Annotated in this window: 21 protein-coding genes and 1 pseudogene; 2 read left to right on the top strand and 20 right to left on the bottom strand. The window is 65.2% G+C overall.

Annotated elements, in window-relative coordinates; genetic code table 11:
- Positions 1 to 177: 177 nt before the first annotated feature.
- The 11 genes and pseudogenes from U873_RS0129730 to U873_RS0129680 all read right to left on the bottom strand — a co-directional run bounded on the left by U873_RS0129730 (position 178) and on the right by U873_RS0129680 (position 10,604).
- Positions 178 to 1,680: a YdgA family protein gene (locus U873_RS0129730; RefSeq protein ID WP_025131714.1), complete on the bottom strand. Its 1,503-nt coding sequence runs from the start codon at positions 1,678 to 1,680 to the stop codon at positions 178 to 180.
- 212 nt (positions 1,681 to 1,892) lie between these two features.
- Positions 1,893 to 2,528 carry a hypothetical protein gene (locus U873_RS0129725; RefSeq protein ID WP_025131713.1) on the bottom strand — a complete coding sequence of 212 codons (636 nt, stop codon included), beginning with the start codon at positions 2,526 to 2,528 and terminating at the stop codon, positions 1,893 to 1,895.
- Positions 2,529 to 2,620: 92 nt separating this feature from the next.
- A complete protein-coding gene (locus U873_RS0129720; RefSeq protein WP_025131712.1) occupies positions 2,621 to 4,069 on the bottom strand; it encodes an efflux transporter outer membrane subunit in 1,449 nt (482 codons plus the stop codon).
- Positions 4,066 to 4,956 (bottom strand): HlyD family secretion protein, encoded by an 891-nt coding sequence (locus U873_RS0129715; protein ID WP_025131711.1) that lies wholly within the window; start codon positions 4,954 to 4,956, stop codon positions 4,066 to 4,068. The genes U873_RS0129720 and U873_RS0129715 overlap by 4 nt, the downstream gene beginning before the upstream one ends.
- Positions 4,953 to 5,162: a DUF1656 domain-containing protein gene (locus U873_RS0129710; RefSeq protein ID WP_025131710.1), complete on the bottom strand. Its 210-nt coding sequence runs from the start codon at positions 5,160 to 5,162 to the stop codon at positions 4,953 to 4,955. Before U873_RS0129710 ends, U873_RS0129715 begins: the two co-directional genes overlap by 4 nt.
- Positions 5,159 to 7,246: an FUSC family protein gene (locus U873_RS0129705; RefSeq protein ID WP_025131709.1), complete on the bottom strand. Its 2,088-nt coding sequence runs from the start codon at positions 7,244 to 7,246 to the stop codon at positions 5,159 to 5,161. The genes U873_RS0129710 and U873_RS0129705 overlap by 4 nt, the downstream gene beginning before the upstream one ends.
- Entirely contained in the window at positions 7,243 to 7,671 is a 429-nt protein-coding gene (locus U873_RS0129700) for a MarR family winged helix-turn-helix transcriptional regulator (protein ID WP_025131708.1), read from the bottom strand. Before U873_RS0129700 ends, U873_RS0129705 begins: the two co-directional genes overlap by 4 nt.
- A 141-nt stretch (positions 7,672 to 7,812) precedes the next feature.
- Positions 7,813 to 7,930: pseudogene (locus tag U873_RS35550) on the bottom strand (type II toxin-antitoxin system mRNA interferase toxin, RelE/StbE family); the annotation flags it as partial.
- Between the two features lie 130 nt (positions 7,931 to 8,060).
- Positions 8,061 to 8,306: a DUF2789 domain-containing protein gene (locus tag U873_RS0129690; RefSeq protein ID WP_025131707.1), complete on the bottom strand. Its 246-nt coding sequence runs from the start codon at positions 8,304 to 8,306 to the stop codon at positions 8,061 to 8,063.
- 14 nt (positions 8,307 to 8,320) lie between these two features.
- Positions 8,321 to 8,782: an aminoacyl-tRNA deacylase gene (locus U873_RS0129685; protein WP_025131706.1), complete on the bottom strand. Its 462-nt coding sequence runs from the start codon at positions 8,780 to 8,782 to the stop codon at positions 8,321 to 8,323.
- 202 nt (positions 8,783 to 8,984) lie between these two features.
- A complete protein-coding gene (locus U873_RS0129680; protein ID WP_025131705.1) occupies positions 8,985 to 10,604 on the bottom strand; it encodes a glycosyltransferase family 39 protein in 1,620 nt (539 codons plus the stop codon).
- A gap of 228 nt (positions 10,605 to 10,832) precedes the next feature.
- Between U873_RS0129680 and U873_RS0129675 the strand changes: the two genes are divergently transcribed.
- Both U873_RS0129675 and U873_RS0129670 read left to right on the top strand, forming a co-directional pair.
- The gene (locus tag U873_RS0129675) at positions 10,833 to 13,031 is read left to right on the top strand and encodes a hypothetical protein (RefSeq protein ID WP_025131704.1); all 2,199 of its coding nucleotides are present in this window, start codon (positions 10,833 to 10,835) and stop codon (positions 13,029 to 13,031) included.
- Complete coding sequence (locus U873_RS0129670) at positions 13,001 to 13,762, top strand: DUF3142 domain-containing protein (RefSeq protein WP_051586121.1); 762 nt, start codon at positions 13,001 to 13,003, stop codon at positions 13,760 to 13,762. The genes U873_RS0129675 and U873_RS0129670 overlap by 31 nt, the downstream gene beginning before the upstream one ends.
- Positions 13,763 to 14,122: 360 nt before the next feature.
- On the opposite strand, the gene U873_RS0129665 is transcribed toward U873_RS0129670, so the two are convergent.
- The 9 genes from U873_RS0129665 to U873_RS0129625 all read right to left on the bottom strand — a co-directional run bounded on the left by U873_RS0129665 (position 14,123) and on the right by U873_RS0129625 (position 25,798).
- Positions 14,123 to 16,588 carry a TonB-dependent siderophore receptor gene (locus U873_RS0129665; protein WP_025131702.1) on the bottom strand — a complete coding sequence of 822 codons (2,466 nt, stop codon included), beginning with the start codon at positions 16,586 to 16,588 and terminating at the stop codon, positions 14,123 to 14,125.
- Between the two features lie 91 nt (positions 16,589 to 16,679).
- Positions 16,680 to 17,633 (bottom strand): FecR domain-containing protein, encoded by a 954-nt coding sequence (locus U873_RS0129660; protein WP_025131701.1) that lies wholly within the window; start codon positions 17,631 to 17,633, stop codon positions 16,680 to 16,682.
- A complete protein-coding gene (locus U873_RS0129655) occupies positions 17,630 to 18,139 on the bottom strand; it encodes a sigma-70 family RNA polymerase sigma factor (protein ID WP_025131700.1) in 510 nt (169 codons plus the stop codon). The genes U873_RS0129660 and U873_RS0129655 overlap by 4 nt, the downstream gene beginning before the upstream one ends.
- A 71-nt stretch (positions 18,140 to 18,210) precedes the next feature.
- Positions 18,211 to 19,656, bottom strand: a complete 1,446-nt coding sequence (locus U873_RS0129650; RefSeq protein ID WP_043274715.1) for an efflux transporter outer membrane subunit — start codon at positions 19,654 to 19,656, stop codon at positions 18,211 to 18,213.
- 173 nt (positions 19,657 to 19,829) lie between these two features.
- Complete coding sequence (locus U873_RS0129645) at positions 19,830 to 20,900, bottom strand: HlyD family secretion protein (protein WP_025131698.1); 1,071 nt, start codon at positions 20,898 to 20,900, stop codon at positions 19,830 to 19,832.
- A gap of 17 nt (positions 20,901 to 20,917) precedes the next feature.
- On the bottom strand, positions 20,918 to 22,462 hold the full coding sequence (locus tag U873_RS0129640) for an MFS transporter (RefSeq protein ID WP_025131697.1): 1,545 nt from the start codon (positions 22,460 to 22,462) through the stop codon (positions 20,918 to 20,920).
- Positions 22,463 to 22,893: 431 nt separating this feature from the next.
- Positions 22,894 to 23,820, bottom strand: coding sequence for a LysR family transcriptional regulator (locus tag U873_RS0129635; protein WP_025131696.1), 927 nt, complete (start codon positions 23,818 to 23,820; stop codon positions 22,894 to 22,896).
- A 217-nt stretch (positions 23,821 to 24,037) separates the two neighbouring features.
- Positions 24,038 to 24,904, bottom strand: coding sequence for an ABC transporter permease (locus tag U873_RS0129630; RefSeq protein ID WP_011058521.1), 867 nt, complete (start codon positions 24,902 to 24,904; stop codon positions 24,038 to 24,040).
- A 33-nt stretch (positions 24,905 to 24,937) separates the two neighbouring features.
- Positions 24,938 to 25,798 carry an ABC transporter ATP-binding protein gene (locus tag U873_RS0129625; protein ID WP_025131695.1) on the bottom strand — a complete coding sequence of 287 codons (861 nt, stop codon included), beginning with the start codon at positions 25,796 to 25,798 and terminating at the stop codon, positions 24,938 to 24,940.

Here is a 25,798-nt window from a genome sequence, read left to right as displayed (position 1 = left end):
AACGCCATAATTATTCAGAATCAGCGCTTCAAGCCACGCGGCGGCCCTTCAGGGCTCGCCAATGGCGCCAAAATCAGACCATAAACACCAGACAGCACGACGCCCGGCCTGTGCCAATGCACAGCGCCGGGCGTCGGGAGGCAACGTCGAAGGTCGCCCAGGGCGACCCGCGCAGGCTTACTGCAGGGCGCCAGCGCCCCCCAGTTTGCTCATGACAAAACCAACGAACTGTTCAACGGTCATTTTCTGGCCGTTGAAATTCACTTCATTGTTGGCGTAGTGCAGGGACGACACCACGTCACTGCCTTCCAGCTTCGCCAACTGGGTGGCCAGGGCCATGGCGCTGAGCATTTCTGCGGTAGCGGCACTTTGCTCGGCGATCAGCTTGGCATCGGTCTGGCCTTCGGCCTGGGCCTGCATCGCTGCGATGTCCGCCACCATCGGCTTGGACAGCGACAGCTTGGCATCCAGCTGGCTGATCAGTTGCTTGCCCAGCTCGGCCGGTGGCAGTTCCAGGTTCTGCGGCTTGGTCAGGTCCAGGCTCAGGCTGAAGCGGCTTTCACCGCTACCGGTCTTGAGCGCCAGGCTTTCCAGGGCGATCTGCGGCTTGGCTTCCAGGACCTTGTTCACCGCGGCACGTACCTTGACCTGCTCGGCGTCGGTCATTTGCAGTTCCGGCGCGGGCTCGCCCTCGGCATTGGCCTCGGTGGCCGCCTTCTGATACGGCTGCAACACAGTCTGGTAGACCTGCATCAGGTCGAGCATGCCCTGGCTGTCGAGGTTCTTCATGCTCCAGAGCATTTCGGCCGAGCCAACCTTCTTGTCGTCGAAGGCAATCTCGCCCACCCGGTAGTCCGCGCGACCGGCCACGGTACTGCCGGTTTCTTCACTGCTGGTCTTCTGTTCGAAGTTCTTCAGGGTCAGCACCGACTGCTTGTCGCCGAAGGTGGCCTTGAGGCCGCTGAGTTCCAGGGTGTTCTGGCCCAGGTAGTAGTCGAAGCTGCTCTTCTGCAGATTGCTGGCCAGGGTCAGGCCGTTGATCTCCAACTTGAGCGGGGCCTTGTCCGGCGAGCTGAGGAACAGGCTCAGGCTGTCCATGTAGCCGTCGACCTTGGCCTTGCGGCGGTTTTCGCTAACGCTGAAAGTGGCGTTCAGGCCGGAGAACTTGAGGTTGTTCTGCTCATCCAGGGCCAGTTCCATCGGCGTGAAATCCAGGGTGCCCTCGGCGGACAGGTCGTAGCCGACATTGACCACGCCCTTGAACGGGGCAACGCCCTTGGTGGCAGCAAACCATTTGTCGGTCTGCGAATTATTCTCCAGCTCGTAATGGCTGGAAGCCATGACTGGCAGCCACTTGAAGCGGATCAACCGCGAGAAGGGCAGCGGACCGTGCTCGATGTGGTCGGCGATCATCAACTCCAGGTCACCGCGGAACACATCACCGTGGCCCGTGAAGCGATAGCGGGCATTGCTGCTCAGCAGGCCGCGATCCAGGGACACCAGCTCCAGCGTGGCCGTGGCGTCGTAGCCGAGCAGCGCTGCCTGCAGTTCCTTGTTGCTCTCGACGATCTGCTGCTGCAGAACCCCTTCCAGCTTGGAGCCGGTGTACCAGGCGCCGCCGACACTGATGGCACCTACCGCGACGACGATTCCTAACAGTACGCCTGCTGACTTATTCATGTATGACCCGATCAATATCCGTTGTTTGAAGGTGTGGTCGTCTTCCCTGAACCCATGACGGGTCGCGGCTCGACTCCGCGTAAAACGGGCGAAGATTACCACCGGCAACCGGATCGGGCCCAATGTTTGAATGTAAAAAAACAAGCCGCCGCAAGCATCAAGCATCTAGCTTGCGGCTTGCGGCTTGCGGCTTGCGGCTTGCGGCTTGGAGCTTAGGCGTATTCGAGCTCCAGGGCGTCGAGCTGGTGGTCGAAGCTCTTGAGCCGGGCGCTCCAGGTGTACACCAGCACTTCGAAATCCCGGTCGATCACCGTGCTGTTGCCACGGGACTCGCCACGGGGATCGCAAAAGTCCAGCTGATAGCGCTCCCGGGCCATGGCGGTGGCCACATCCGACAGCTCACGGGCATTGTTCAACCAGTGACGCCCGTCATCGGCCTGTTTATCGAGCAGCATGCACTGCTTCTTCAGGGCTTCCAGGCTCTTCTCCAGCGGGGTGCCGGTGAGTTCGCCCATGACTTCGGCGAAGGTTCGCCCCGGTTGCCAGTAGCTGCCCCAGAAGTAACGGTCGAATACGGTCTCGACCCGGCGCAGGGCCACCTTGGTGTCCCAGATGACCACCAGGGTCTTGCTTTGCTCGAGTTGTCTTTTCTTGATTTTCTGGCCCTGAAACGAGGCCCAGGCCACCACGCCGATGGCCATCACTGCAATCAGCGCACTGGCGCTGTCGAGGAACACCAGGGCCTTGTCGATCTGGTGGGCCAGCATGATGCCGTAGAAGTAAGTGGCAGACAGCAGCACCAGGGCGCAGAGCGCGCACCAGAAGCCCGGAGCATAAGGGTTTTTCATTATTGGAATCCCCATGACCATCGCATGCTTTGAGCGCTGGAAGGCGCGTTGCACGCGGCGCCTTGCCAACTGATCAAAGCATAGCAACGGCCTCAGGGTTTCGCGTGTTGCGCCCCTTGCGTTCGTCCGCTTTCCCAACCACCGCCCAGGGCCAGGAACAGATCGATCTGGCTCATCGCCACCTGGGTATTGGCCGACGCTAGCTGCGCGCGCATATCGGTGTAGGTACGGGTGGCTTGCAGGTCCGCGAGAAATGATGCGCGCCCGGCCTGATAGAAGCGGTGGGTCTGATCCGCCGCCTGCTGCGCCGACTGCTCGGCGTCCGCCAGGGCATCGCGGCGCTGCAGTTGGGCACTGTACTGGGCCAGGCCGGTCTGGGTTTCCCGAATGGCGTTGAGCACCACCCCGTCGAAATGTGCCAGAGCGCCCTGGCTCGTGGCCTCGGCTTCGTGGATCCGCTCGCGGGCCCCATTGGCCGGTACCGTCCAGCTGATCAGCGGGCCGAAGCCCCACCGGTTGGTGGAGGCCTTGCCGAGGTTGTCGAGGATGCCCACGGTACCGACGGTCGCGCCGATGCTGATGTCGGGATACAGGGCTCCGGTGGCAACACCAATCTCGGCCGTGGCGGCCGCCAGGCGGCGCTCGGCCTGGCGTACATCCGGCCGGCGCTTGAGCAGCGCCGCGCCGTCGCCCACCGGCAGCAACTGGGTGATGTGCGGCAGTTCGGCGCAACCGGCAGTGCCCGCGGGCAGTTGCTCAACCGGCCTGGCCAACAGCATCGACAGGCGGAACAACGCCGATTGGCGCGCCGCCTCGTAGCGCGGCAGGTCGGCACGCAGGGACTTGAACTGGGTCTGTGAGCGGGTGACCTGGGTTTCGTCGCCACGCCCGGCATCGCGCAGGCGCTGGGTCAGTTCGGTGCTCTGGGCTTGCAGGCTCAGGGAGTGTTCGGCGATTTCGCGCTCTTCGTTGGCCGCACAAACCTGGGTGTAGGCCCGGACCACATCCGCCACCAGGGTGATGCGTGCGATATCCGCCGCGGCCTGGGTGGCGTCGGCATTGGCCTGGGCCGCCTCGATGCCCCGCGCCAGGGTGCCGAACAGGTCGAACTGATAGGAGGTGCTGATGGACAGGTTGCCAACGTTGGCCACCGGTACTTTCTCCGGCAGCAGGAAGGCTTCACCCGACTCCTGCAAGCGTTCGACGCCGGCCTTGACCCCGCCGCTCCAGCCGCCGGCCGCCTGGGCTTCATCCACCTGGGCGCGGGCCCGGGACAGGTTGGCGGCTGCGACTCGCAGATCGGTGTTGGAGGCCAGGGCCTGTTGCACCAACTGGTCCAGGCGCGGGTCCCGGTACAGGCGCCACCAGTCGGCGGGCACCGGCGCCGAGACCACAGGCGCGCCCTTGGCCGTCAACTCGCCCTGCAGGTCCGGGCGTTGCAGTGCAGCGTCCTTGGGCACCTGGTAGTACGGCCCGACCATCTGGCAAGCCGAGAGCAGCAGGCCGAGGCCGGCCACGGCCAAACGTGCTGCGGTGCTCATCGCCCGGGCTCCTGCTTGGCCTGGTCATCGATGATCGACACCGTGGCGGTTCGCCCGGCGATCATGCGGAAATCCGCCGGCACGTCATCGAAGGCGATGCGCACCGGAATCCGCTGGGCCAGGCGCACCCAGCTGAAGGCCGGGTTGACGTTGGGCAGCAGGTTGGAGCCGCTGCTGCGGTCACGGTCCTCGATCCCGGCGACGATGCTTTCCACATGCCCGCGCAAGCGCGCACGGTCGCCGATCACGCGGATGTCCACGGCCTGGCCGACATGGATGCCGTCGAGCTTGGTTTCTTCGAAATAGCCATCGATATGGAAGGAGTTGCTGTCCACCACCGACAGCACCGGGCGCCCGGCGGTGACGAACTCCTGGGTGCGGGGCGCGCGGTCGTTGACGTAGCCGTCCACCGGGCTGCGAATCACCGAGCGATCGAGGTTGAGCTGGGCGCTGTCCACCGCCACCTGGGCCTCGGCCAGGGCCGACTGGGCACGGGCCACGCGGGACTGGCTTTCTTCCAACTGCTCGCGCGGCACCAGATTGCCCAGGCCGAGGTTGCGCTTGGCCTCGCGCTGGGCCTGGGCCAGGGTTTCCTGGCGGTCGGCCTGGGACGCCTTGGCCTGGCGCAGGGCCAGGCTGAAGCGGTCCTGGTCGATGCTGAACAGCACTTGGCCGCGCTTCACCAGTTGGTTGTCGCGCACTTGCACCTGCTGGATCAGCCCGGACACGTCCGGAGCGATCTGCACGATATCGGCACGGATATGCCCGTCCCGGGTCCAGGGCGCAAACATGTAGTACATCACCATGCGCCAGACCACGACGACCGCGAAGGTCACCACCAGCAACGTCAGGACCACACGGCCGATGGTCAATAAAGGTTTTTTCATGTCATCAGGTATCGACTGAGAGAGTCCACGGCGCCCAGCAGCAGAGCGTAGAGACCCACGTTGAACAACGCCCGGTGCCAGACCAGGCGATAAAAGTGCAGGCGCGTGAGCACCCCGTGCACCAGCAGGTACACGCCATAAGTGATGCCCATCAGCACCAGCAGCGTGGGCAGGAACACCCCGCTGATATCCAGATCACCGATCATAAAGGCGCTCCATCGATGCCATGGGGAAGGGGTTGTTCAAGCTCGCCGGCGCCGACGAACTCCACCCCCGGCAACAGGGCCAGGCGCAGGCCGCTGAGGGCGTGCAGCAGGTGCAGGCGGGTTTCGTCGTCGCCTTGCAGGCCCTGGCTGCTCAGGGCCCGGCGGGTCCGGTCCAGGGTCATCAGCAGGCCGCTGGGGGCCGGCAGGCGTTCACCGGCCTTGAGGCAGGCCTTGAAGTACTCGCCGACCTCGGCCACCACTTGGCGCAGCAGCGTCTGCGCGCCCCCCAAGACCCTCGGCGCGTAGGCCAGCAGATCAAGGACGTTGAGCGCCACCCGCAGTTCGCGCAGGGCGACGCCGGTGTCCTGGCCGGTCATGGCCAGGCGCGGCAGGTGCTGCATCAGGCGGTCGAGCATCTGCGCGCCCATGTGCCGGTGCTCGGCGAGGGTCGCAGGTTCACTCAGGCCGACGATGTCGCGCCAGCTGAAATGGGTCAGGCGCTTGGCCGCCAGCTCCGAGCCGAACGGCCGCGCCACCAGGGTCCAGACGAACGCGAACAGCAAACCCACGGGCCCCGCCAGGTTGGAGTTGGCGAAGCTCAGGAAGTCCGCATCGTAGGCGCCCTGGATACTGATGAAGGATGAGGTGTTGACGATGGTCAGGAGCATGCCCAGGTAGAAGCGCGGCTGCACCGTCAGGGTACCGACGCAGATGAACGGCACCGCGAAGGCCAGCACCAGCATCGGGAAATCGTGCAGGTTGGGCAGGATCAGGAACAGGTAGAGGCTGGCGAACAGGACCGACATCGCGGTCCAGAAAAAGAACCGGTAGATCTGCGGCGCCGGATCGTCCATCGCGGCGAAGAAGCTGCAGGCCACTGCTGCCAGAATCACCGCGCTGCCGCCATCGGTCCAGCCCAGGAGAATCCACAGCACCGAAGCGACGATGATGGCGAGGACCGTCGAACCCGCCGAGTACAGCATCAGCCCGCGGTCGAGAAACGGCGTCAGCCGGCCCAGGCGCCAGTGGCGATAGACGGCGCGCCAGGGAGCCTGGCTTTCGCACTGGATGGCCTGCTGCAGGCTGCGGCAATCCTGCCACAGGTCGATCCACTCACCGAGGCGATACAGGGCATTGGAAAGCAGCAGCTGGTGCCGGTCATCCAGGGCCTCGGGGCTCGGCTGCAGGGCATCGAGTTCACTGCGCAGGGCCTGCCAGCGTTGTACCGACGCGTCCTGGGCGGTGCCTTGCAACCACTCGTCGGCCTTGGCCAAAAGAGGCGCAAAGCGCTCCACCAGTTCCGGGGTGCGCCGCTCCAGGGCGTACAGCGCATCGTCCAGGGCGTCCACCACCGGCAGCAGGTGGATCATCCGCCCGCGCAGCTCCTTGGTGTTGCGCACCGTCTGCGGGCGGGCGCCTTCGTGAGGCAACTGGCCGATCATCAATTCCAGGGTATTGAACGTGGCGACCATGGAACCGCGCAGGGCGCTGATCTCTTCGGGCTGCACCTCGCGGCGCAGAAAACGCCGGCTATAGGTGGCAGCATCGTCGAACCACTTGCCCGCCGAATCGACGAACACCGGGGCCAGTCGCCGGGGCCAGAACATGCTGCCGATCACCGCCGCACAAATGATCCCGAGGAAGATTTCCTCGGTCCGCGCCTCGGCCACGTCCCACACCGCCAGGGGGTTGTCCACCACCGGCAGGGCGATCAGCGGCAGGGTGTAGCCGGCCAGCATCAACGCGTAGTTGTTGGCAGTGCGCAGGTGCATGGACAGGAACAGCAGGATCCCGGTCCACAGGGCAATGATCACCACCAGCAGATAGGGGCTCTGCACGAACATCGGCACGAACAACACTGCCGCAGCGGCACCGAGAAGGGTCCCGACCGCGCGGTACAGGGCCTTGGAGCTGGTGGGGCCGACAAACGGACTGGAGACGATGTACACCGTGGCCATCGCCCAATAGGGGCGGGGCATCTGCATCAGCATGGCGATGTACAGCGCGATCATCGAGGCGGCGAAGGTACGTACGCCGTAGAACCAATCGCGCGCGGGGGGCATGCCGGTGAAAAAACCTTTCAAGATGGCTGCACCGGCAGATGAGTGGCAGCCTCGAAGGCGCGGATCACCCGCAGCGCCGCTTCCAGGTCGGCGCTGCCGATGCCTTCCAGCACCTCCTGGCGCAGGCGTACCAGCTCAATTTCCACGGCCTGCACCAGCTCGCGGCCGGTGTCGGTCAGGCTCAGGCACTTGGCCCGGCGATCATGGGGGTCTTCGCTGCGGCACACATAACCGGCGCTGCACAGCTGGTCCAGCAGGCGCACCAGGGATGGGCTCTCCATGCCGGCGGCCTGGGCCACCGTGACCTGGCGCACGCCCTCGCCCAGGCGCCCGATCATCAGCAGGGGCACCGCACAGGCTTCGGAAATGCCGAAATTGACCAGCGTGGTCTGGCAGATCCGCCGCCAATGCCGGGACGCGACCACCATGCCACTGCTGATGTTCATGTGGAGTGATTCAAGGGAGTTGGGCACAGGACTGTTTGCACACTGTTAGCTTGCTAACTATCAATATGTCATTGCAGGATAAATCCAGTCAAGTTTTGTAACAATTGCTTGATGAGGGAGAAACAAAGACGCTCCGCAATCTCAGCGTTTCCTGGCCTGCCTACACAGCTGTGCGCTGGCGCTTGCCCACCGCCACCACGCAGGCCACCACAGGCTCCTCGATCAGTTGATAAACCAACCGATAGCCCGAAGCCTTCAAGCCGGCAGACGGGTTTTTCTTCAACTCGGATAGGCTGACGGCTTTGCCAGCCAGAATGCTTTGCAGAAGCATGAGCTCAATTCAGGTCATGAATCTGGTCTAGATAACCTGCCCCAACAACTACAGCGCATCAGCCCCCGCGCCCTCTGCGCAACAGCACATCCAGTTGATCCACCACCTCCGCCCAGTCGGCATCGTCCAGCACTTCCGTGCGCAGAAAGTCGGCCTGGCTCTTGCTCCAGAAAAACGCATCCGCCAAGTGCAGGTCCGGCTTCAGGGGCGAGTGGGTGGCGATGAAGCGCTCGATGCTCACCGGGTCGTCGGCCAGCCCCAACTGTTTGAACAGCGCCGGCAGCGTGTGGATCGGGGCTTCCATGGTCGAACTCCTGATCAGTGAGAGACTTCGCAGACCTGGGCATGGGGCACCATCTTCAGGTACTCGGTCATGCTCATGTGCACCAGGTTGTGGTGATTGCCGGCTTCCAGGTAGATGTCCTTCTGCCGGGTCAGCAAGGGATCGATCACCACATCCAGCCCGTAGGACTCACCCAGGGCCGGCACCGCGCCGCGTTCGCAGTCGTTGAACAGGTGGGCCAGGGTGCTCTCCCGGGTAATCTGCCATTCACCACTGCCGCGCACCTTGCTCAGGTCCAGGTGGCGGCTGGCCGGCAATACCGCCATCAGGTAGTGACCGTGGTGATCGTCGAGGATCACCGACTTGGCCACCCGCTCCGCCGGCACCCCCGCGACGCGTGCCGTCTCCAGGCTGCTGGCCGAATGGGGGTGGGTGACCAGGTCAAATTGGCAATGCGCCAGTTCCAGGCTGCGTTGCACGGTTCTTGCCATACGCATGATGCACCTCAAAGTCCCACAGAGAGGGACAGGACTGTGACTCCCTGGTGCAAGTCTAGGTCGCATGCCGACCGCTGCCGGACAAAGTTCCCAACGGCATGCAACCCTGCGCCACCGCTCGGCCAACGGCCCGCAACTGAGGCTGAAGCGCTTGTTGCTGCCACCCCCCCGAGTGGAAATGGCCTGAGCGGCCAGTCCCTCCTCAAGGACAGTGCACCCCGCTGAGCTGGCCGGCGCTGGGAGAGCCGCAGAGCACAAACAGACGCGCCCGGGTACTGCCTGCTGCAAACTCGCTGACCTTGTGCCAGTTCGCCGGCACCGGGGCGAACTCCTCGGTCTGGTCGTCACTGCCCACCAGCCACACCCGGCCGCTGCCCACCGGCAATGCCGAGAGCTGGTCCAGGTAGACCTGTTCGGGCTGCTCCACCAGGGTGCCGAAGCCGTAGCTGTTGGGCCGGCTGGAAGCGCCACCGGGCAGGGGCGGGGTGTAGAGCATCGGTTCAGCATCGGTACGGTTGTAGTAGAGGTAGCTCAGGTACCAGAGCATGTCGCTGATGACGATGCGATCGCCCTCGGCATAGCGCACGTTGACGTAGTCGACCATGGCGTTGATCTGGTCGTTGGGATCGACATCGATGTTGTTCTTCAGGCCGACGCCTTCGGTCCCGACAAACAGCACCAGCAGCGCCAGCGCCGCCCAGCGCGCGGGCTTGAGCCAGCGGTCGATGACGATCGCCATGATCAGTGGCAGCCCCAGGGCATAGGCGGTCAGGTAGCGCTCGATGAACACCGGCGAGGCGTAGGACACGGCAAACACCAGCAGTAACGGCAGCAGGGTGTAGCTCACCAGCAGGCGCCCAAAGCGCCCGGGGCTGTGATCCCGCCAGGCCAGCCAGGTGCAGACCAGCAGCAACAGCAGCGGCAAGCCGATGAACACCGGCCAGGGCAAGGCGTCACCTTCGTCCTGGATCAGCCACTGCCAGACCATCGCCGGCAGCGAGGCCAGGGTCACTGGCGGCTCCCAGCCCACATCACCATTGGCCTTGAGCTCATCGAGGTGCTGCAGCAGATCCAGCAGCTCCGGCAGCCAAGGCAGGAACAGCAGCACGATTGCGCTATTGGCCAGCCACCAGTCCGGACGGGCCACCAGGCGCCTGCCGGTCCTGGCATCCTTGCCCAGCCCGGCCAGGTACAACCAGTGGGCCAGCACGCAGAAGGCGGTGAAGTAATGGGTGTAGAACCCCAGGCTCATCAGCAGCGTATAGATCAGCAAGTAACGTCGACGCCCCGGCTCACGCACCCAGTACACCAGGGCCAGGGTCGCGCCCAGCAGCAGCGCCCCCAGCAGGGCGTACATGCGCACTTCCTGGCTGTAGCGCACAGCCGTCGGCAGCAGGGCCAGCAGCACCCCCGCGAGAATCGCCGCGCGTCGGGTGGCGATCAGCCCCACCAGCCACATTCCCAGCACCACGCTGAGCATCCCGGGCAGGGCGCTGAAATGACGAACCGAGAAAATGCCATCGCCAAACAGCTCGGTCCAACCGTGCAGCAGCATGAAATACAGCGGCGGGTGGACATCATGGGCGGCGTGAAACCAGATTTGCGCCAGGGAATACTGGCTCAGCAGCAAGCTGGAGCCCTCATCACCCCAGATCGCCGCCGCCGTGAGGTCGTAATAGCGGGTAAGCGCAGCCAGCAGCAGCACCGGCAGCAACCAATACTCCAGCGCCAGCCGAACGATGCGCTGCAGCCCCTGGTCCTGGCGTGCCGGTGCCTGATCTTGCAAACGCCCGACCATTTCCGGCGTTCTACGAAATTCCATTGTTGCTCCCCGTGACTTGCCCGTTCGCGCCGCATCCGGCCCTGCACAGAATCTGCCTTTGGCTGAAAAACCGCAAAGCCCAAGCCATGCTCGGGAACCCATGCGCATGCCGCATCACAAATTGCACAATCTCAAATCGGCAGCATAGGTGCCGGCCAGCACCTTAGGTATGATTTGCAGCACCAAGGGTGCCCTGCCCTCCTGGCTTTCCGGATTAAGGACAATCGCATGCGCAACGGCCTTCTATCGTCAATCGCGCTGGCCCTCGGCACCCTGTGTGTCAGCCAGGCACACGCCAGCTCGGACGACTACTGCTACCCGACCTGGACCCTCTATTCCAAACAGCTGACCGCCTGCAGCAACCTGCCGTTTCTCAGCCCCAGCAATGACAGCCGGGTCAATCTGCGCCTGTTGCTGGCCGATCAGGGCAGCCTGCCCCTGGCGCCACGCCCGCTGTCCGACGATGACCTGAACCTGGGTTTCGGCGAAGTGCCGTTCCCGCTGTACCGCCTGAGCCCGGCGGACCCGGACAGCAATCCCGAAGCGACCGGCACCGCCAAGGCCCAGCGCGCGGCCGTCAGCGAGCAACTCAATAGCGCGCTGCAAGCACTGGGAGTCACCCGGGACACCCAGGAAGTGGCCGGGAACGCCTTTCTCTCTGGCGAAGGCAGCCGCTGCCGCAGCAACTCGGAAGGCAGCGCCCTGGCCTTTGTCGAGCAGCTCAACGCCGCGCCCTTGAATGCCGACGAGCGCCGCGGCCTGGCTCAGGCGCGGGCCCAGATGCTCAGTGCCTGCAGCTGGGACAGCGGGCCGTTGGAGAGCTTGATGCCGGGCAACCTGAACACCCCGGCGGCCAAGGACTTCGCCACTTACCTGCGGGCCGCCGCGGACTTCTACAGCGGCCGCTTTGCCCCGGCCGCCCAGGGTTTCAGTGCGCTCAAGGCCAGCGCACAACCCTGGCTGGTCGAGACCGGGGCCTATATGAGCCCGCGCAACGCCTTGAACCAGGCCCAGGAAAACGCCTTCGACGAGTGGGGCACGGTCAACCTGCAGCATGTGGATAAGTCCAGCCTGGCACAGGCCGGAGCTGGCTTCAGCGAGTACCTGAAGACTTATCCACAGGGTCAGTACGCCGACTCCGCCACGGGACTGATGAGGCGAGTGCACTGGCTGGCCGGTGATACCCGGGCGCTGGCCGCGGACTATGCCCAGCAGTTGTCCCCCGCCCCGGACGCCCGACGCCAGACCGTGCCCGATGAGCTGGTGCAGGAAATCGACTACAAACTGCTCACCGGTACCGCCGGAGAGATCCAGGCCCCCCTGCTGCTGACCGTCACCGACCTGATGGGCATGCGCAGTTCGCCGACCCCGACCCTCACCCGGGAGGCCCTGCAGCAGCAAAAAGCCCTGTTTGCTGCCCAGCCGGCCCTGTTCGACTACCTCCAGGCGGCCTTCGCCCTGTATGTGGAGCAGAAACCGGCGGCGGCGCTGCAACTGCTGCCCACTCAGGTTCCAGCACAACTGGATTACCTGAGCTTCAGCCAGCAAAGCCTGCGCGCCCTGGCCATGCAGGCCCAACAGGACTGGAAAGGCGCCGAGGCGCTGTGGCTGCAGTTGCTGCCCCTGGTCAAGCAGCCACTGCAGCGCGAACAGCTGGACCTGGCGCTGGCCTACGGCTACGAACGCAGCGGGCAATTGGCCAAGGTGTTTGCCAGCGACTCGCCGATCCAGAGCGCCCAGGTGCGCACTCTGCTCTTGCGCCAGGTGGCCTCGCCCAAGCTGCTGCGCCAGCAGGCGCAACAGCCGGAGGCCTCGACGGAGCGCAATACCGCCTTGTTCGTCCTGTTGTACAAGGACCTGACCCGTGGCCAGTACGCCGCCTTCGGCGAGGACTTCAAGCAGCAGCCAAGCCCCCTGCCCACCGAAAAACTCGGTCGCAGCTTGGGCTACACCTTCTACGAGGGGCCGTCGCTGGCGGTGTTCCAATCCAATGGCCAGCCCGAGGACAGCGAAGAAGTTCACTACGCGTGCCCGAACATCAAGGACACCGCTGCGACCCTGCAACAGGATCCGAAAAGCCCGGCCGGGCTGCTCTGCCTGGGCGAATTCATGCGCCTGAACAGCTTCGACTCGATGCCCCTGGACACCGCGCCCGAACCCCAGGCCCTGGGCGGCACGCCAGACGCCTTCCCCGGCAAGCCATTCTCGCGGCTCGACGGCTACCAGGTGGTCATCAACAACCCCAAGGCCAACCGTGACGAACGCGCCTATGCCTTGTACCGGGCGCTCAACTGCTACGCCTCGTCCGGCATCAACCGCTGCGGTGGCGCCGGCGTCGAACCGGCCGTGCGCAAGGCCTGGTTTCGCCAGTTGAAGACCAAGCTGGGGGATACCCAGTGGGGTCAGTCGCTGCGTTATTACTGGTAAGCGTGAAACGCCTGGCCTGTTGCCTGCTGCCGCTGTGCCTGTACTGGGCAGCCCCGGCAAGCGCCGCAGTTGATGCGGCGCAGCACGACGCCTTCTGGCTGTGGAGCGGGGTCAAGCCACAGCCGGTGCTGGCCCAGGCCAGGACCCTGTACATCCTCCAGGGCCAGGTCAGCCGCTCGCGGCGCCATCCGGCGCGTGGCGTCGAACTCATTGCCCAGGGCCTGCCGGTGTCGCGCCTGAGCCAGGAGCAGGTCTGGGTGGTGTACCGCGCCCACACCCTGGCCTGGCCGGAAACCGTCTATCGCCAGTTGCTGGGCCAGGTACAGCGCTGGCAGGCCGCAGGCAATCCCGTGGTGGGGATCCAGATCGACTTCGACAGCAGCACCCGCGACCTTGCCTCCTACGCGGAGTTTCTGCAGGACCTGCGCCGGCGCCTGCCGGCGCACTACCGCCTGAGCATCACCGGCCTGATGGACTGGGGCAGCAACGCCGACCCGCAAGCCATCGGCCAGCTCAAGGGGGTGGTCGATGAGGTGGTGGTGCAGACCTATCAGGGGCGTACCAGCATTCCCGACTACGCCCGCTACCTGCCACGCCTGGACCGCATGGGCCTGCCTTACAAGGTCGGGCTGATCCAGGGCGGCGAATGGCAGGAGCCGGAGTCGTTGCGCGCCAGCCCGTGGTTCAAGGGTTATGTGGTGTTTCTGCAGAATCCGCCGGCCAAGCCCTGAGCTCTTTTGCAGTAAACCTTCAAGGTATCGGCTCCGGGGCAGGTGGATCCTTTCACCTGAGCCAGGCAGAACAGGCTGCGCGGTTTGACGTTCAGTACCACCGCCTGGAGCAGGATCAACCTTCGTGCCGCCGGAGAAGGGGCTCGCCTCACGACTCAAGCCCGCGCGCAGAGAAGCGGTTCGCCGGCCGATGGAGCGATTCTCTCTCACTGCCCCAACGAGCAACGCCCCGAGCCCACGGGAAACCCTCGCCCACTGGATGCGCGGAGCCGCCAGTACCGAGAAGCTGCAGGCACCCCCCAACAGCGTGCCCACCCGCAGGGAGCCGGCCAGCAGGCGCGATAACTGGCGGCCGCCCCCCTACCAGTCGTAGGTCAGGCTGGAGACCACCGTCCGCCCATCGCCGTAGTAGCAGTCCCAGATGCTGGTGCAGTTGGCCACGTAGGTCTTGTCCTCGAGGTTCTTCACGTTCAGCGCCAGTTTCACGCCCTTGAACTGCAACGGCGATTGGCCCAGGTCGTAGGTCAGGCTGGCATCGAGCACGGTATAGGACGGGATATGGAACGCTCCGTCGTAGTCGGTGCCCAGGCTGCTGCGCACATAACGGGCACCAAGGCCGGCGCCCAGGCCCGCCAGCGGCGAATCGCCGAGGATCGTGTAGTTGGCCCAGAGCGCTGCGGTCAATGGCGGCATGCCCGCCGGGTGACGGCCTTCGCGGCCATCATTGTCCTTGGTGTACTTGATGTCGTTGCGCGACGCCGAGGCAATCACGTCCAGGGACTCGCTGAGGCTGGCCTTGGCCTCCACCTCGATGCCCCGGGAGCGGATCGCTCCGCTCTGGCCGTTGAACCCGGGGTTGGCCAGGTCGGTGGTGAGGATATTTTCCTGGTCCAGCTGGTAGGCCGATACCTGGATAAAACTGTTCTGCCCCGGCGGCTGGTACTTCACCCCGGCTTCGTACTGCTTGCCGGTGGAAGGGTCGAACGGGCTGCCGCCGTAACTGGTGCCGCTGAGCGGCAGGAAGGATTCGGAGTAGCTGACAAAGGGCGCCAAGCCATTGTCGAACAGGTACACCAGCCCCGCCCGCCCGGTGAAGGCCTCATCCTTGCTGTTGGTATGGGTGCCTCCCAAGGGGGTCTTGTTGTCGGTCTCGGCCCAGTCGTAGCGTCCACCCAGCACCAGCACCCATTGGTCGAGCTTGATCTGGTCCTGCAGGTACAGGCCGGTCTGGATAATGGTGTTGTCCCAGCGGTGCGGACCGCCGAAGTTCGGCGACTGGCCATAGGTCGGGGTGAACATGTCGATGATCGGCGGATTGCGATCGTACTGGCCATTGAACTTGGAATTGAAATGGTAGTAGTCCAGGCCCATCAGCAAGGTATGGCTCAGGGCGCCGGTGTCGAACTGCGCCTGGGCGATGTTATCCACGCCATAGACCTTGTTGTGCTGTTTCCAGTCCACGCCAAAGCGGGTCATGTAGCGCTGGTCCTTGACCCCGGTCAGAGGGTTGGCGACGAACTCGTAACCATGCAGCGGTGCCCGGTAGTGGTCGTCGACATCGGCGTAGCGGGCGTTCTGCTTCAGGGTCCAGACATCGTTCAGGCGGTGGGAGAATTCGTAGCCAAGGACGAACTGGTCACGGTCATAGGCGTTGACTCCCGGCTCGCCGAGAAACAGGTCGCGGTCGATCTTGCCGTTGGGGTTGGCGAACACCGTGCCCACGCTGGGCAGGCCCTGGGCCTCGGGCACGTCGTTGTCTTTCTGGTACTGAGCGAACAGGGTCAGGCTGGTGTCGTCGTTGGGCTTCCAGGTGAGGCTGGGGGCGATGAACTGGCGCTTCTCCTGCACATAATCGATCTCGGCCTGGCTGTCGCTGGCGCGTCCGGTCAGGCGATAGAGGAACTCACCCTGATCATCCAGCGGGCCGCCCAGGTCCAGGGCCACGCTCTTGTGATCGTAGCTGCCGGCTTCCAGCACCAACTGGTGCACAGGGGTGGCGGTGGGACGCTTGCTGACCATGTTGACGATGCCGCCCGGCTGGTTCTGCCCGTACAGCACCGAGGCCGGCCCCTTGAGCACTTCGATGCGCTCCAGGGAATAGGGCTCGATCTGCAGCGCGCCACCGGTGCTGCCGCCGCCATAGGGCAGGTGCAGACCGTCCAGGTACAGCGGGGTCGGCGCAAAACCGCGTGAGGTGGGCTCATCGAAGATCCGTACCCGATCGGCGAAGCCGCCGCCCGTCATGCCCGGGGTATAGCGCAGCGCCTCGGTGACGCTCTGGGCACCACGGGCCCTGACTTCGGCGGCGGTGACCACGTTGATGGTCTGGGGAATTTCCACCAGCGCCGCATCGGTCTTGCTGCCGGTGGCACTGCGCTTGGCGACGATGCCATCCACCGGCCCCCAGGCGTTTTCCTCGGCCTGGGCCGCACCGATCCGGGTGGTTTCCAGTTGCAGCGAACCGTCCTGCGGCACCGCCTGCAATCCCCAGTGGGTACCCGACCCCACGGCCTGCAGGCCGGTGCCACGCAACACCTGCTGCAACCCTTGGTCCACCTCGTAACGCCCCTGCAGACCGGCGCTGTGTTTGCCGGCGGTGAGCTGCGCGTCGACGGCCAGGAGAATGCCTGCGGCGCTGGCGAAACGGTTCAGGACCTGGTCAAGGCTACCGGCGCCAATGTCGTACTGACGCGCCTGGTCCTGCTGGCGGCTGTCGGCCAGGGCCAGCTGCGGCACCACCGGCGCCATTGCCAGCAGGCCGAGGAATACGCCCCGGCGCACGGCGGCGCTCAAGGTCTGAGTGGATGGTGTCGCGTGGTAAGGCATTCCGGAACTCCCCATGAGAATGCGTCTTGATCGGCTTTCATGAGGTATCCCGGACAACTCGCCAGAACCGACAAGGCTCGGTGCAAAAAAATCAACCGCGGGGCTTGAGGGTGACCCAATACCGGGTCACGGCGTGGGCTTGCACCGGCAGCGAACGCTCCAGGGCAGCGAGCACCGCATCGCTGTCATCGAGGGGAAACACACCGGTCAGCAACAGTCCGGCCACGGCCTCGTCACAGCGCAGCACGCCGGGACGATAGCGCGCCAGTTCGGCGATGAACTGCCCCAGGGGCTGGCGCTCGGCAATCAGCCGGCCCTGGCTCCAACTGCTGGCGTTGACTTCGGCGGGCTGGCTGGACGCGATCTGGCCAGCACTGAACCACAGGCGCTGGCCGGCACCGATCTGCACCGCTGGTACATGCCGCGGGCTGATGCGCAGAGCACCTTCGTAAAGGTCGACCCGGGTGCCGCCGTCCATGTCTCGCACCGCAAAGCGCGTGCCCAGGGCCTGGATCTCGCCGGCAGCGGTTTCCACGATCAACGGACGCGACGAGTCATGCCCGCTGCTCAGCAGGATCTCGCCCTGGATCAGGCGAATGCGCCGTTCACTGGCGCTGTACAGCAGGTCGACGGCGCTGCCGCTGTTGAGGTCCAGGCGGCTGCCGTCGCTCAGGGTCAGGTGGCGGATCTCCCCGGTGGCGGTGCGCTGTTCGGCGAACGCCGCGCGCCAGGGCTGGCTGCCTTGCACCAGGTAGCCGCTGCCACCGGCCACCAGCAGCAAGCCCAGCAGCTTGAGTGCCGCACGCCGTTGCCGGTCCGGGGCCTGGGCCAGGACCGCCCGGGCGCTATGGGCCGGGACGCCACCCAGGGTCTGTTGCAGTTGTTGCAGGCGTTGCCAGGCCCGCCGATGCTCGGGGTCGGCATCCTGCCAACGGGCAAAGTCCGCTTGTTGCTGATCGTCCAGGGCACCGCCCCAGTGCAGCATCAGCCATTCGCTGGCTTGCTCGACAATCGCCGGCGCGATGGGCGCCTGATGCGCGCTCATTGTTCGTAGACCACCCGGTAGCAGGCCTGGATGGCGCGGATCATGTACTTCTGCACGGAGCTGACGGTCACGCCCAGGCGCTCGGCGATCTGCGCGTAGCTCAGGCCTTCGAACTGCGACATGACAAACGCCTGGCGGACCCTTTCCGGCATGCCGTCGAGCATGGCGTCGATCTGCATCAGGGTTTCGATGATCAACGCACGGCTTTCCAGGGAAAGGGTCTGGGGTTCGGGCAGGTGGGCGATGCTTTCCAGGTAGGCGCGTTCGATCCGCGCCCGGCGCCATTGGTCGATCACCAGGTTGCGGGCGATCTGGGCCAGGTAGCTGCGGCTTTCCTGCTGCCCGGGGAAACGTCCGGACAGCAACAGGCGCAGGAAGGTGTCCTGCGCCACATCCGCGGCATGTTCACGATCCCCCAGGCGCTTGCGCAGCCACCCCTGGAGCCAGCCATGATGATCGCGATAAAGGCGATGCAATTGCTCGTTGCCGTCAGTCGTTGCTTCCATGAATGGAACCGTGCACATGATTGAGAGCAATTATCATTACACTTTTTTCCATCGCCAGGCAAAAGGCCGATTCAGCTCGCCGGAGTTGGCGCCTGCAACGGATACACCGACTCCCAGCCGCCCCCCAGGGCCTTGTACAAACCGACCATGGCCAGGGACACGCCGGCCGAACTGTCCACCAGTTGTTCCTGGGTGGTCAGCAAGGCGCCCTGCACTGTCAGCACGTTGACGAAGTCCACCACCCCTTCCACGTATTGCTGCTGGGCGGTGCGCAAGGCGATCTGGTTCTGCCGCACCGCTTCGGCGAGGCTGTCGCGACGCAGTTGGCTGGCGTTGTAGCGGGTCAGTTGGTCGTCGATCTCATGCCAGGCCCGGAGCACGGTCTGCTGATAGACCACCGCCGCCTCTTGCTGCTGGGCCTCGCGCAGGTGCAGCACGCCGCGCAGGCGGCCACCGTCGAACAGCGGCAGGCTGAACTGCGGGCCGATGCCGAACTGGCGGGAGCTCCAGGAGCCGAAATCCGCCAGTTGCAGGGCCTGGGAACCGAAGTTGCCGGACAGGGTGATGCGTGGATAGAAATCGCCCTTGGCCACGCCGATGTTGGCGGTCGCCATGTGCAGCTGCGCTTCGGCCTGGCGAATGTCCGGGCGACGCTCCGCCAGTTGCGAAGGCAGGCCGATGGCCACCTGGGTCGGTGGTTGCGGCACCGGGGCGTCGCTGGCCAGTTCCTGGTGCAGGGCCTGGGGCGGCTCCCCCAGCAGCAGGCTCAAGGCATTGATCAATTGCGCCTGACGCTGCTGCAGCTCCGGCAGACGGGCCTCGATGGTGGCGACCTGGGCCGCGGCTTCCGCCACGTCCAGGTCGGTGGCCACGCCATCGGCCAGGCGCAGTTGCGAGAGTTTCAGGCTGTGGCGCGCCACCTCCAGGTTCTGCTCGGTGACCGCCCGGGTGCTCTGCACGCCACGCAGTTGGATATAGTCCTGGGCGGTCTCTGCGAGAACCGCCAGCAGCACCCCGCGGCGATCGTTTTCCGCCACTTCCAGACGAGCGTCGGCGGCTTCGGTTTCCCGCCGCACACGGCCCCAGAAATCCAGCTCCCAGGAAGCGGAAAAGCCTGCTTCCCAGAGATTGAAGGCCGACTTGCCATTGTTTCCCGAAGGGTCGTTCAAGCCCTCGGCACTGTTGCGCTTGCGCCCGTAGCCCCCCGTGGCCGACGTGCTCGGGTATTGCTGGGCAGTGATCACCTGACGTGCCGCACGGCTCTGCTGCAGCCGGCTGGTGGCCAGTTGCAGATCCAGGTTGTCGGTCAAGGCACGCTGGCTCAGGGCCGACAGCTGCGGGTCGTGGAACACCTCCCACCAACGCTCCTGCATCGCCTTGTCCACCGCCTGACTGGCGGCAGCGCGCTGCGGGGTTGCCCAAGCCGCAACCTGAGTCGCCTCGGGGTGCTGAAAATCCGGCCCCACACTGCACGCGCCAAGGGACAACAGACTCAGCACCTGCAACGCATGACGGATGGACCGGTGGCGAGGGAGCTTGCTTCGGTTCGAGTGCGTAGCACTCGCAAGGCGGCCTTCGCGGCGGCCCTGGGCAACCGCGCCGAGCGATTGTGGGGTTGCTGTGCCCCCCTGCGCCAAACGGTCGTGCATTCGCGGCGCTTGCCCAGGTAGAGCAGGGCTTCGTTCGCGGCTCATCGCTGGGTCACCTCGCGGGCGCTGGTGGCGGAGCTGTGGGTGTCCACGCTGGCTTCCACCGACATGCCCACCCGCAACCGCTCGGCCATGGGCTGATGCGGATCCAGGAGGATCTTCACCGGGATGCGCTGCACCACCTTGGTGAAGTTGCCCGTGGCGTTGTCCGGCTTCACCGCGGCGAAGGTCACTCCGGTGGCCGGGGCCAGGCTTTCCACCCGGCCATGCAGGGTCTCGCCGCCCAGGCTGTCGACCCGCACTTCAACGGCTTGTCCGGCATGCATGGCGGTGAGCTGGGTTTCCTGGAAATTGGCCACGACATACGCCTGCTGCAAGGGCACCACGGCGAGGATCTTGCTGCCCGGGGTGACGTAGGCACCGACTCGCACGGCGCGCTCGCCGACCATGCCATCGACCGGTGCGACGATACGGGTGTAGGACAGCTCGTAGCTGGCCATTTCCAGGGCCGCCTGGGCCCGCTTCAAACCACCTTGCGCCGCATCGCGCTGGGCAGTGAGGATCTCCACCTGCTTGCGCTCCGCCGCCAGGGCCGCCGTGGCGGTGGCCACCTGGGCGCTGGCCTGGTCGATACGGGTCCGGGCCTGCTGGGCATTCTGCACCGTGCCGGCGCCGACACCGGCCAGGTGGTTGTAGCGGTTCAGCTCATGCTCGGCGAAGGCCATCTCGGCCCGGGCCGCCACCAACGCCGCCTGGGCCTGGGCGATCACCGAGCTCTGCCGGTCCAGGGTCGCCCGGGCGTTCTGCAACTGGGCCTGGGCCACCAGGGTTTCGGCGTCCGCCGCCTGGGCCGCGGCCCGCAGGTCGCGGTCATCGATCAACGCCAGCAACTGCCCGGCCTTGACCTGCTGGTTGTCCTCCACCAGCACCTCCTTGATGAAGCCCGCTACCCGCGGCGCCACCAGGGTGTAGTCGGCAGCGATAAAGGCATCGTTGGTGCTCTGCTCGCTGGCGCGGCCGAACAGGCCCGGGGCTACCAGGTAGGCCAGCACGCCGAGGGCCGCCACCGTCGCCACGGCGACGGCAATTTTCTGCTTGCTATGGGTCGTCATAAAACCTTCCGTATCACTCAAGTTGGCGCCCGCGGTGGATAGATCCGCGTCGGCAGCCAGAAAATCAGCAGGATCAGCACCGCGGCTACCCCCGCCATGCAGTAGTAGAGGTCGGCGGATGTCAGCACCACGGCCTGCTGGTGCAGGCGCTGGGCGAGGCCCGCCACGGAGCCTTCCACCAGCGGCGAGTTGCCCAGGCTGTCCACCAGCATCGTCGAGTGAAAGTGCAGGCGGTGGGTGGTCAGCACATCCAGCACGCCGGTGGCGATCACTGCCGCCAGGCCTTTCACGGTGTTGAACCAGGCCGAAGCGAAGGGCCCTTCAACCGGCACGATGCTGCCGGTGGAAAGCATCAGCAGCGGCAGCACCGCCATCGGCTGGCCGAAGATCTGCAGCAGTTGCAGCACGTAGAAATCGTCGCGGATCCAGGCCGAGGTCAGGTGCGTGCCCCCCAGGCAGGACAGCACCAGCATCCCCAGGCCAATGCCCAGCACCCAGCGGCAGTCGACCCAGCGCAGGTTGCACAGGGCCGCCACCAGCGGCAGGGCAAGCAACTGCGGCAAGGCCATCACCAGCATCACCGGCGCGGTTTGCAGCGGCCGGTAACCCTGGACCTGAGCCAGGTAGGCCGAAGGAATGATGATCACCGCCGTCAGCACCACCAGCACCCCGGCCAGGGTCAGCAGGGCAAAGGACAGGTTGCGGATGCCGAGCATCTGCAACTTGAAGAAGGGGATCGGCTGCGACCATTCGTTGATCATGAACAGCACCAGCAACAACAGCCCGCCCACCAGCAGCACACTGATCAGCGGCGATTCGAACCAGTCCAGGCGGTTGCCCTGCAGGATGCCAATCACCAGCATGCAGATCGCCGGGAAACCCAGCAGCAGGCCACGCCAGTTGAACTGCTTGAAGCGCTCCAGGCGCAGCGGGTCCTGGGGCAAGCCGTAGGCCACCGCCGCCATGGCCAGCAGGCAAGGGGCTACCACCTGCCAGAAGGCCCAGCGCCAGCCCACGTACTCGGTCCAGAGCGCCGCCAGGGGCGTGCCCAGGCTCGGGCCGAAGGTGGCCGTCAAGGCATAACCCGCCAAGCCGTAGAGCTTGACGTTGGCCGGCAGGAAACGCAGGGCCACGGTCATCAGCATCGGCGGCAGGGCACCGCCGGCCAGGCCTTGCAGGGTGCGCAGCAGCAACAGGCTCTGGTAGTTCGGGGCAAAGGGGCACAGCACCCCCAGCAGGGTGAAGAGGGCAATCGCACACAGGGTGAAGCGCCGCAGGGAAAAGGTCACCGAACACCAGGGGGCGAAGGCCATGGCCGCCACCGAGGTGGCGGTGTAGCAGGCCACCAGCCAGGTACCTTCGTCGTAGCCGATGAACAGCGCACCACGAATGTCCGCCAGGGCGATCTTGGTCACCATCTCGTTGAGACCCGAGACCAGCACCGCCAGCAGCACGCCCACCAGGCCGATGATGATCCGCGGCCCGAACACCGGCGGTGCAATGGCTGCCGGCTTGCTGGCGGCTTCAACCGAAGCAGGCGCAGCGACAGCGAGGGAACTCATGGAAATACTGCTCCAGACAAGAAAACCAGAGCAGTTTATGAACAGCCGATGCTGACGAAAACTGACTTATCGACAGCTTATAAGTGCACCAAACGCAACGATTCAGCCTATTGACCGTAGGAGCTGGCTTGCCAGCGAAGGGGCCCTCAAGACCGCATTCGCCGGCAAGCCGGCTCCTACAGGAGTGGCGCAGGCGGCAGATGAACCGTAGGAGCTGGCTCGCCAGCGAAGAGGCCCTCAAGCCCGCATTCGCCGGCAAGCCGGCTCCTACAGGAGTGGCGCAGGCGGCAGATGGACCGTAGGAGCTGGCTCGCCAGCGAAGAGGCCCTCAAGACCGCATTCGCCGGCAAGCCGGCTCCTACAGGAGTGGCGCAGGCTGCAGATGGACCGTAGGAGCTGGCTCGCCAGCGAAGAGGCCCTCAAGCCGGCCCCTACAAAGCGCTGGGCTGGGCTTCCTGCCAGGTGGCCTGGCAGGAGGTGCGCAGGGTTTCGCGGAACCACTTGTGCGCCGGGTCCTTGTCGTAGCGCGGGTGCCAGGCCTGGGTCAGGACCAGGGTCGGCAGGGAGATCGGCAGCACGAACGAACTTAAACGCAGCCCCAGGCGCGAGACGCTGAGCAGGGTTTCCTGGGGCACCGGCAGGATCAGGTCCGAATCCGGCAGCATGAACATGGCGGCGTGGAAGCTCGGGGCAATCAGCGGCACTCGGCGCTCCAGGCCCTGCTCGGCCAGGGCCGCATCGATCGGGCCACGGGCTATGCCCCGGCGAGACATGCTGATATGGGGAAACGCGGCAAAACGCTCGGCGGTGATGTCTTCGTCCAACAGCGGGTGGCCTTCGCGCACCAGGCCGACAAAGGCGGTGGTGAACAGGTTCTGCACCTTGACTTCCGGGGTCAGGGGCCGGGTGTTGCTGATCCGCAGGTCGATCCTTCCCTCCCGCAGGGCCTCGTCATCGCCATCGCCTTCGGGCACGAAGCGCAGTTCGCACAAGGGCGCCTGACGCTCCAGGGTATCGATGAGGCGACCGCCATACACGCCGACGAAAAAATCGTTGGCGCGCACGTTGAAGCGCCGTTGCAGGGAACCCAGGTCGACCTTGTCCGCCGAGCGAAACACCAGCGCCGCCTGCTCCACCACATCACGCACCTGGCTGCGCAGTTCCAGGGCCTTGGGGGTGGGCACCAGGCCGCGTCCGGCACGTACCAGCACCGGGTCGCCGAGGGCGTCGCGGATCCGCGTCAGGGTCCGGCTCATGGCCGCCGGGCTGAGGTTCATGCGCCGCGCGGCGCCGACTACGCTGCCCTCGTCGAGCAGGGCGTCGAGGGCCACCAGCAGGTTCATGTCCGGAAGTTGCATGCTGAGCACTCGTGACTGGTCAGGGATGATCCAGGCGCAATGCTAGCAGGCTTGCCACCAAGGAAAGTGAGGGAGATCAATCCTTGCCCGCAAACCCGGCACTACCCGTAGGAGCCGGCTTGCCGGCGAATGGGCCCTCGAACCTTGCATAGCCCTTGAGGACGCCTTCGCTGGCAAGCCAGCTCCTACGGTCGGGGGGGCTGGCGGACGAGGTAGCTCAGCGCTGCATGCCCCAGCGTTTTACCGTGATCCGCTCCAGGGTGTCGAAGATCAGGTTTTCCACCAGCAGGCCGATGAGGATCACCACGGCCAGCCCGGCAAACACCTTGTCGGTGTACAGCTCATTGCGGTTCTGGAAGATGTACCAGCCCAGGCCACCCTTGCCGCTGGTGGCGCCGAACACCAGCTCGGCAGCGATCAGGGTGCGCCAGGCGAAGGCCCAGCCGATCTTCAGCCCGGCGAGAATCGACGGCAGCGCCGCCGGGATCAGGATGAACAGCACCAGGCGCAGGCCCTTGAGGCCGTAGTTGCGCCCGGCCATGCGCAGGGTTTCGGAAACCCCGAGAAACCCGGCGTAGGTGTTCAAGGCCAAAGCCCAGAGCACCGAATGCACCAGCACGAAGATCAGGCTGTTCTGCCCCAGGCCGAACCACAGCAGCGCCAGGGGCAGCAGGGCAATCGCCGGCAGCGGATTGAACATCGAGGTCAGGGTGCTCAGCAGGTCACGCCCAAGCCGGGTCGAGACCGCCAGGGTGGTCAAGGCAAACGCCAGGACGATGCCGATCAGGTAGCCCTTGAGCAGCACCACCAGGGAAATGCCCACCTTGCCCAGCAATTCGCCGCTGAGCAGGCCCTGGTAAAGCGCGCTGGCGGTTTGCAGAAAACTCGGTAGCAGCAGGTCGTTGTTCTGGTAACGGGCCACGGCTTCCCAGAGCAGCGCCAGCAGGACCAGGATCAGGCTCTTGCGCAACCAGCCTTGTTGCCAGAGGCGCTGACCCAGGGGCAGCTCGCGCTCCAGGGGCACTTGCAGCAAGGGCTGCAGGACAACTTCGTATTCCTCGCGCGCAGGGGATGAGTGGCTCATCGGGCATTCCTCGTTCAACGGTGGCCTGACGGCTCAATAAGCGATACGGATATCGGCGAAATCCAGCTCGGTTTCAGTTTCCGGCGATTGGCCTTCATCGAACAGCAAGCGGTGGATACGCCGCGCGGTCTGCTGAAAGGCCACGCCACCGAGGCTCTGCAGGTCGTACTGATGGCTGTGGACTTCCGCCCGCACGCGCCCCGGATGAGGCGACAGCAGGAGGATGCGATTGCCCACCACCAGCGCTTCCTCGATGGAGTGAGTGACGAACAGCAAGGTGAAGCGCACCTCCTCCCAGAGCCGCAGCAACTCCTCCTGCATCTTGCGTCGGGTCAAGGCGTCGAGGGCGGCGAAAGGCTCGTCCATCAGCAGGATCTTCGGCTGCATGGCCAGGGCGCGAGCGATCGCCACCCGGGCTTTCATGCCACCGGACAGGGTATGCGGATAGGCATCGGCGAAAGCCGCCAGGCCGACTTTTTCCAGGTATTCCAGGGCACGCTCTTCGGCCGCGCGGCGGCCGAGGGTCTTCGACGCCAGCAGGGGAAACATCACGTTCTGTTTCACGGTTTTCCAGGGGGGCAACTGGTCGAACTCCTGGAACACCACGATACGATCCGGCCCGGGCTGGCTGACGCGCTGGCCTTGCAGGCGAATCTCGCCCTCGCAGGGCTGGATGAACCCGGCCACGGCCTTGAGCAGGGTCGACTTGCCGCAGCCTGAAGGCCCCAGCAGGACAAAGCGGTCGGCCGGATCCACCTCGAAACTCACCTGGTGGGTGGCCCGCACCACCCGCTGCGGGGTGCGGTATTCCAGGCTGACGTGTTCCACCGCCAACAGTGCTTGGGCGATGGCCGTGGAGTTGCTGGCCGTGTGGCCTGGCAAGGCGGCGTTCAT

It is taken from the genome of Pseudomonas sp. PH1b, assembly GCF_000633395.1.
GTDB lineage: Bacteria > Pseudomonadota > Gammaproteobacteria > Pseudomonadales > Pseudomonadaceae > Aquipseudomonas.
The sequence above is the reverse complement of the archived record's forward strand: the minus strand, read 5'-3'. Positions and strand labels throughout refer to the sequence as shown.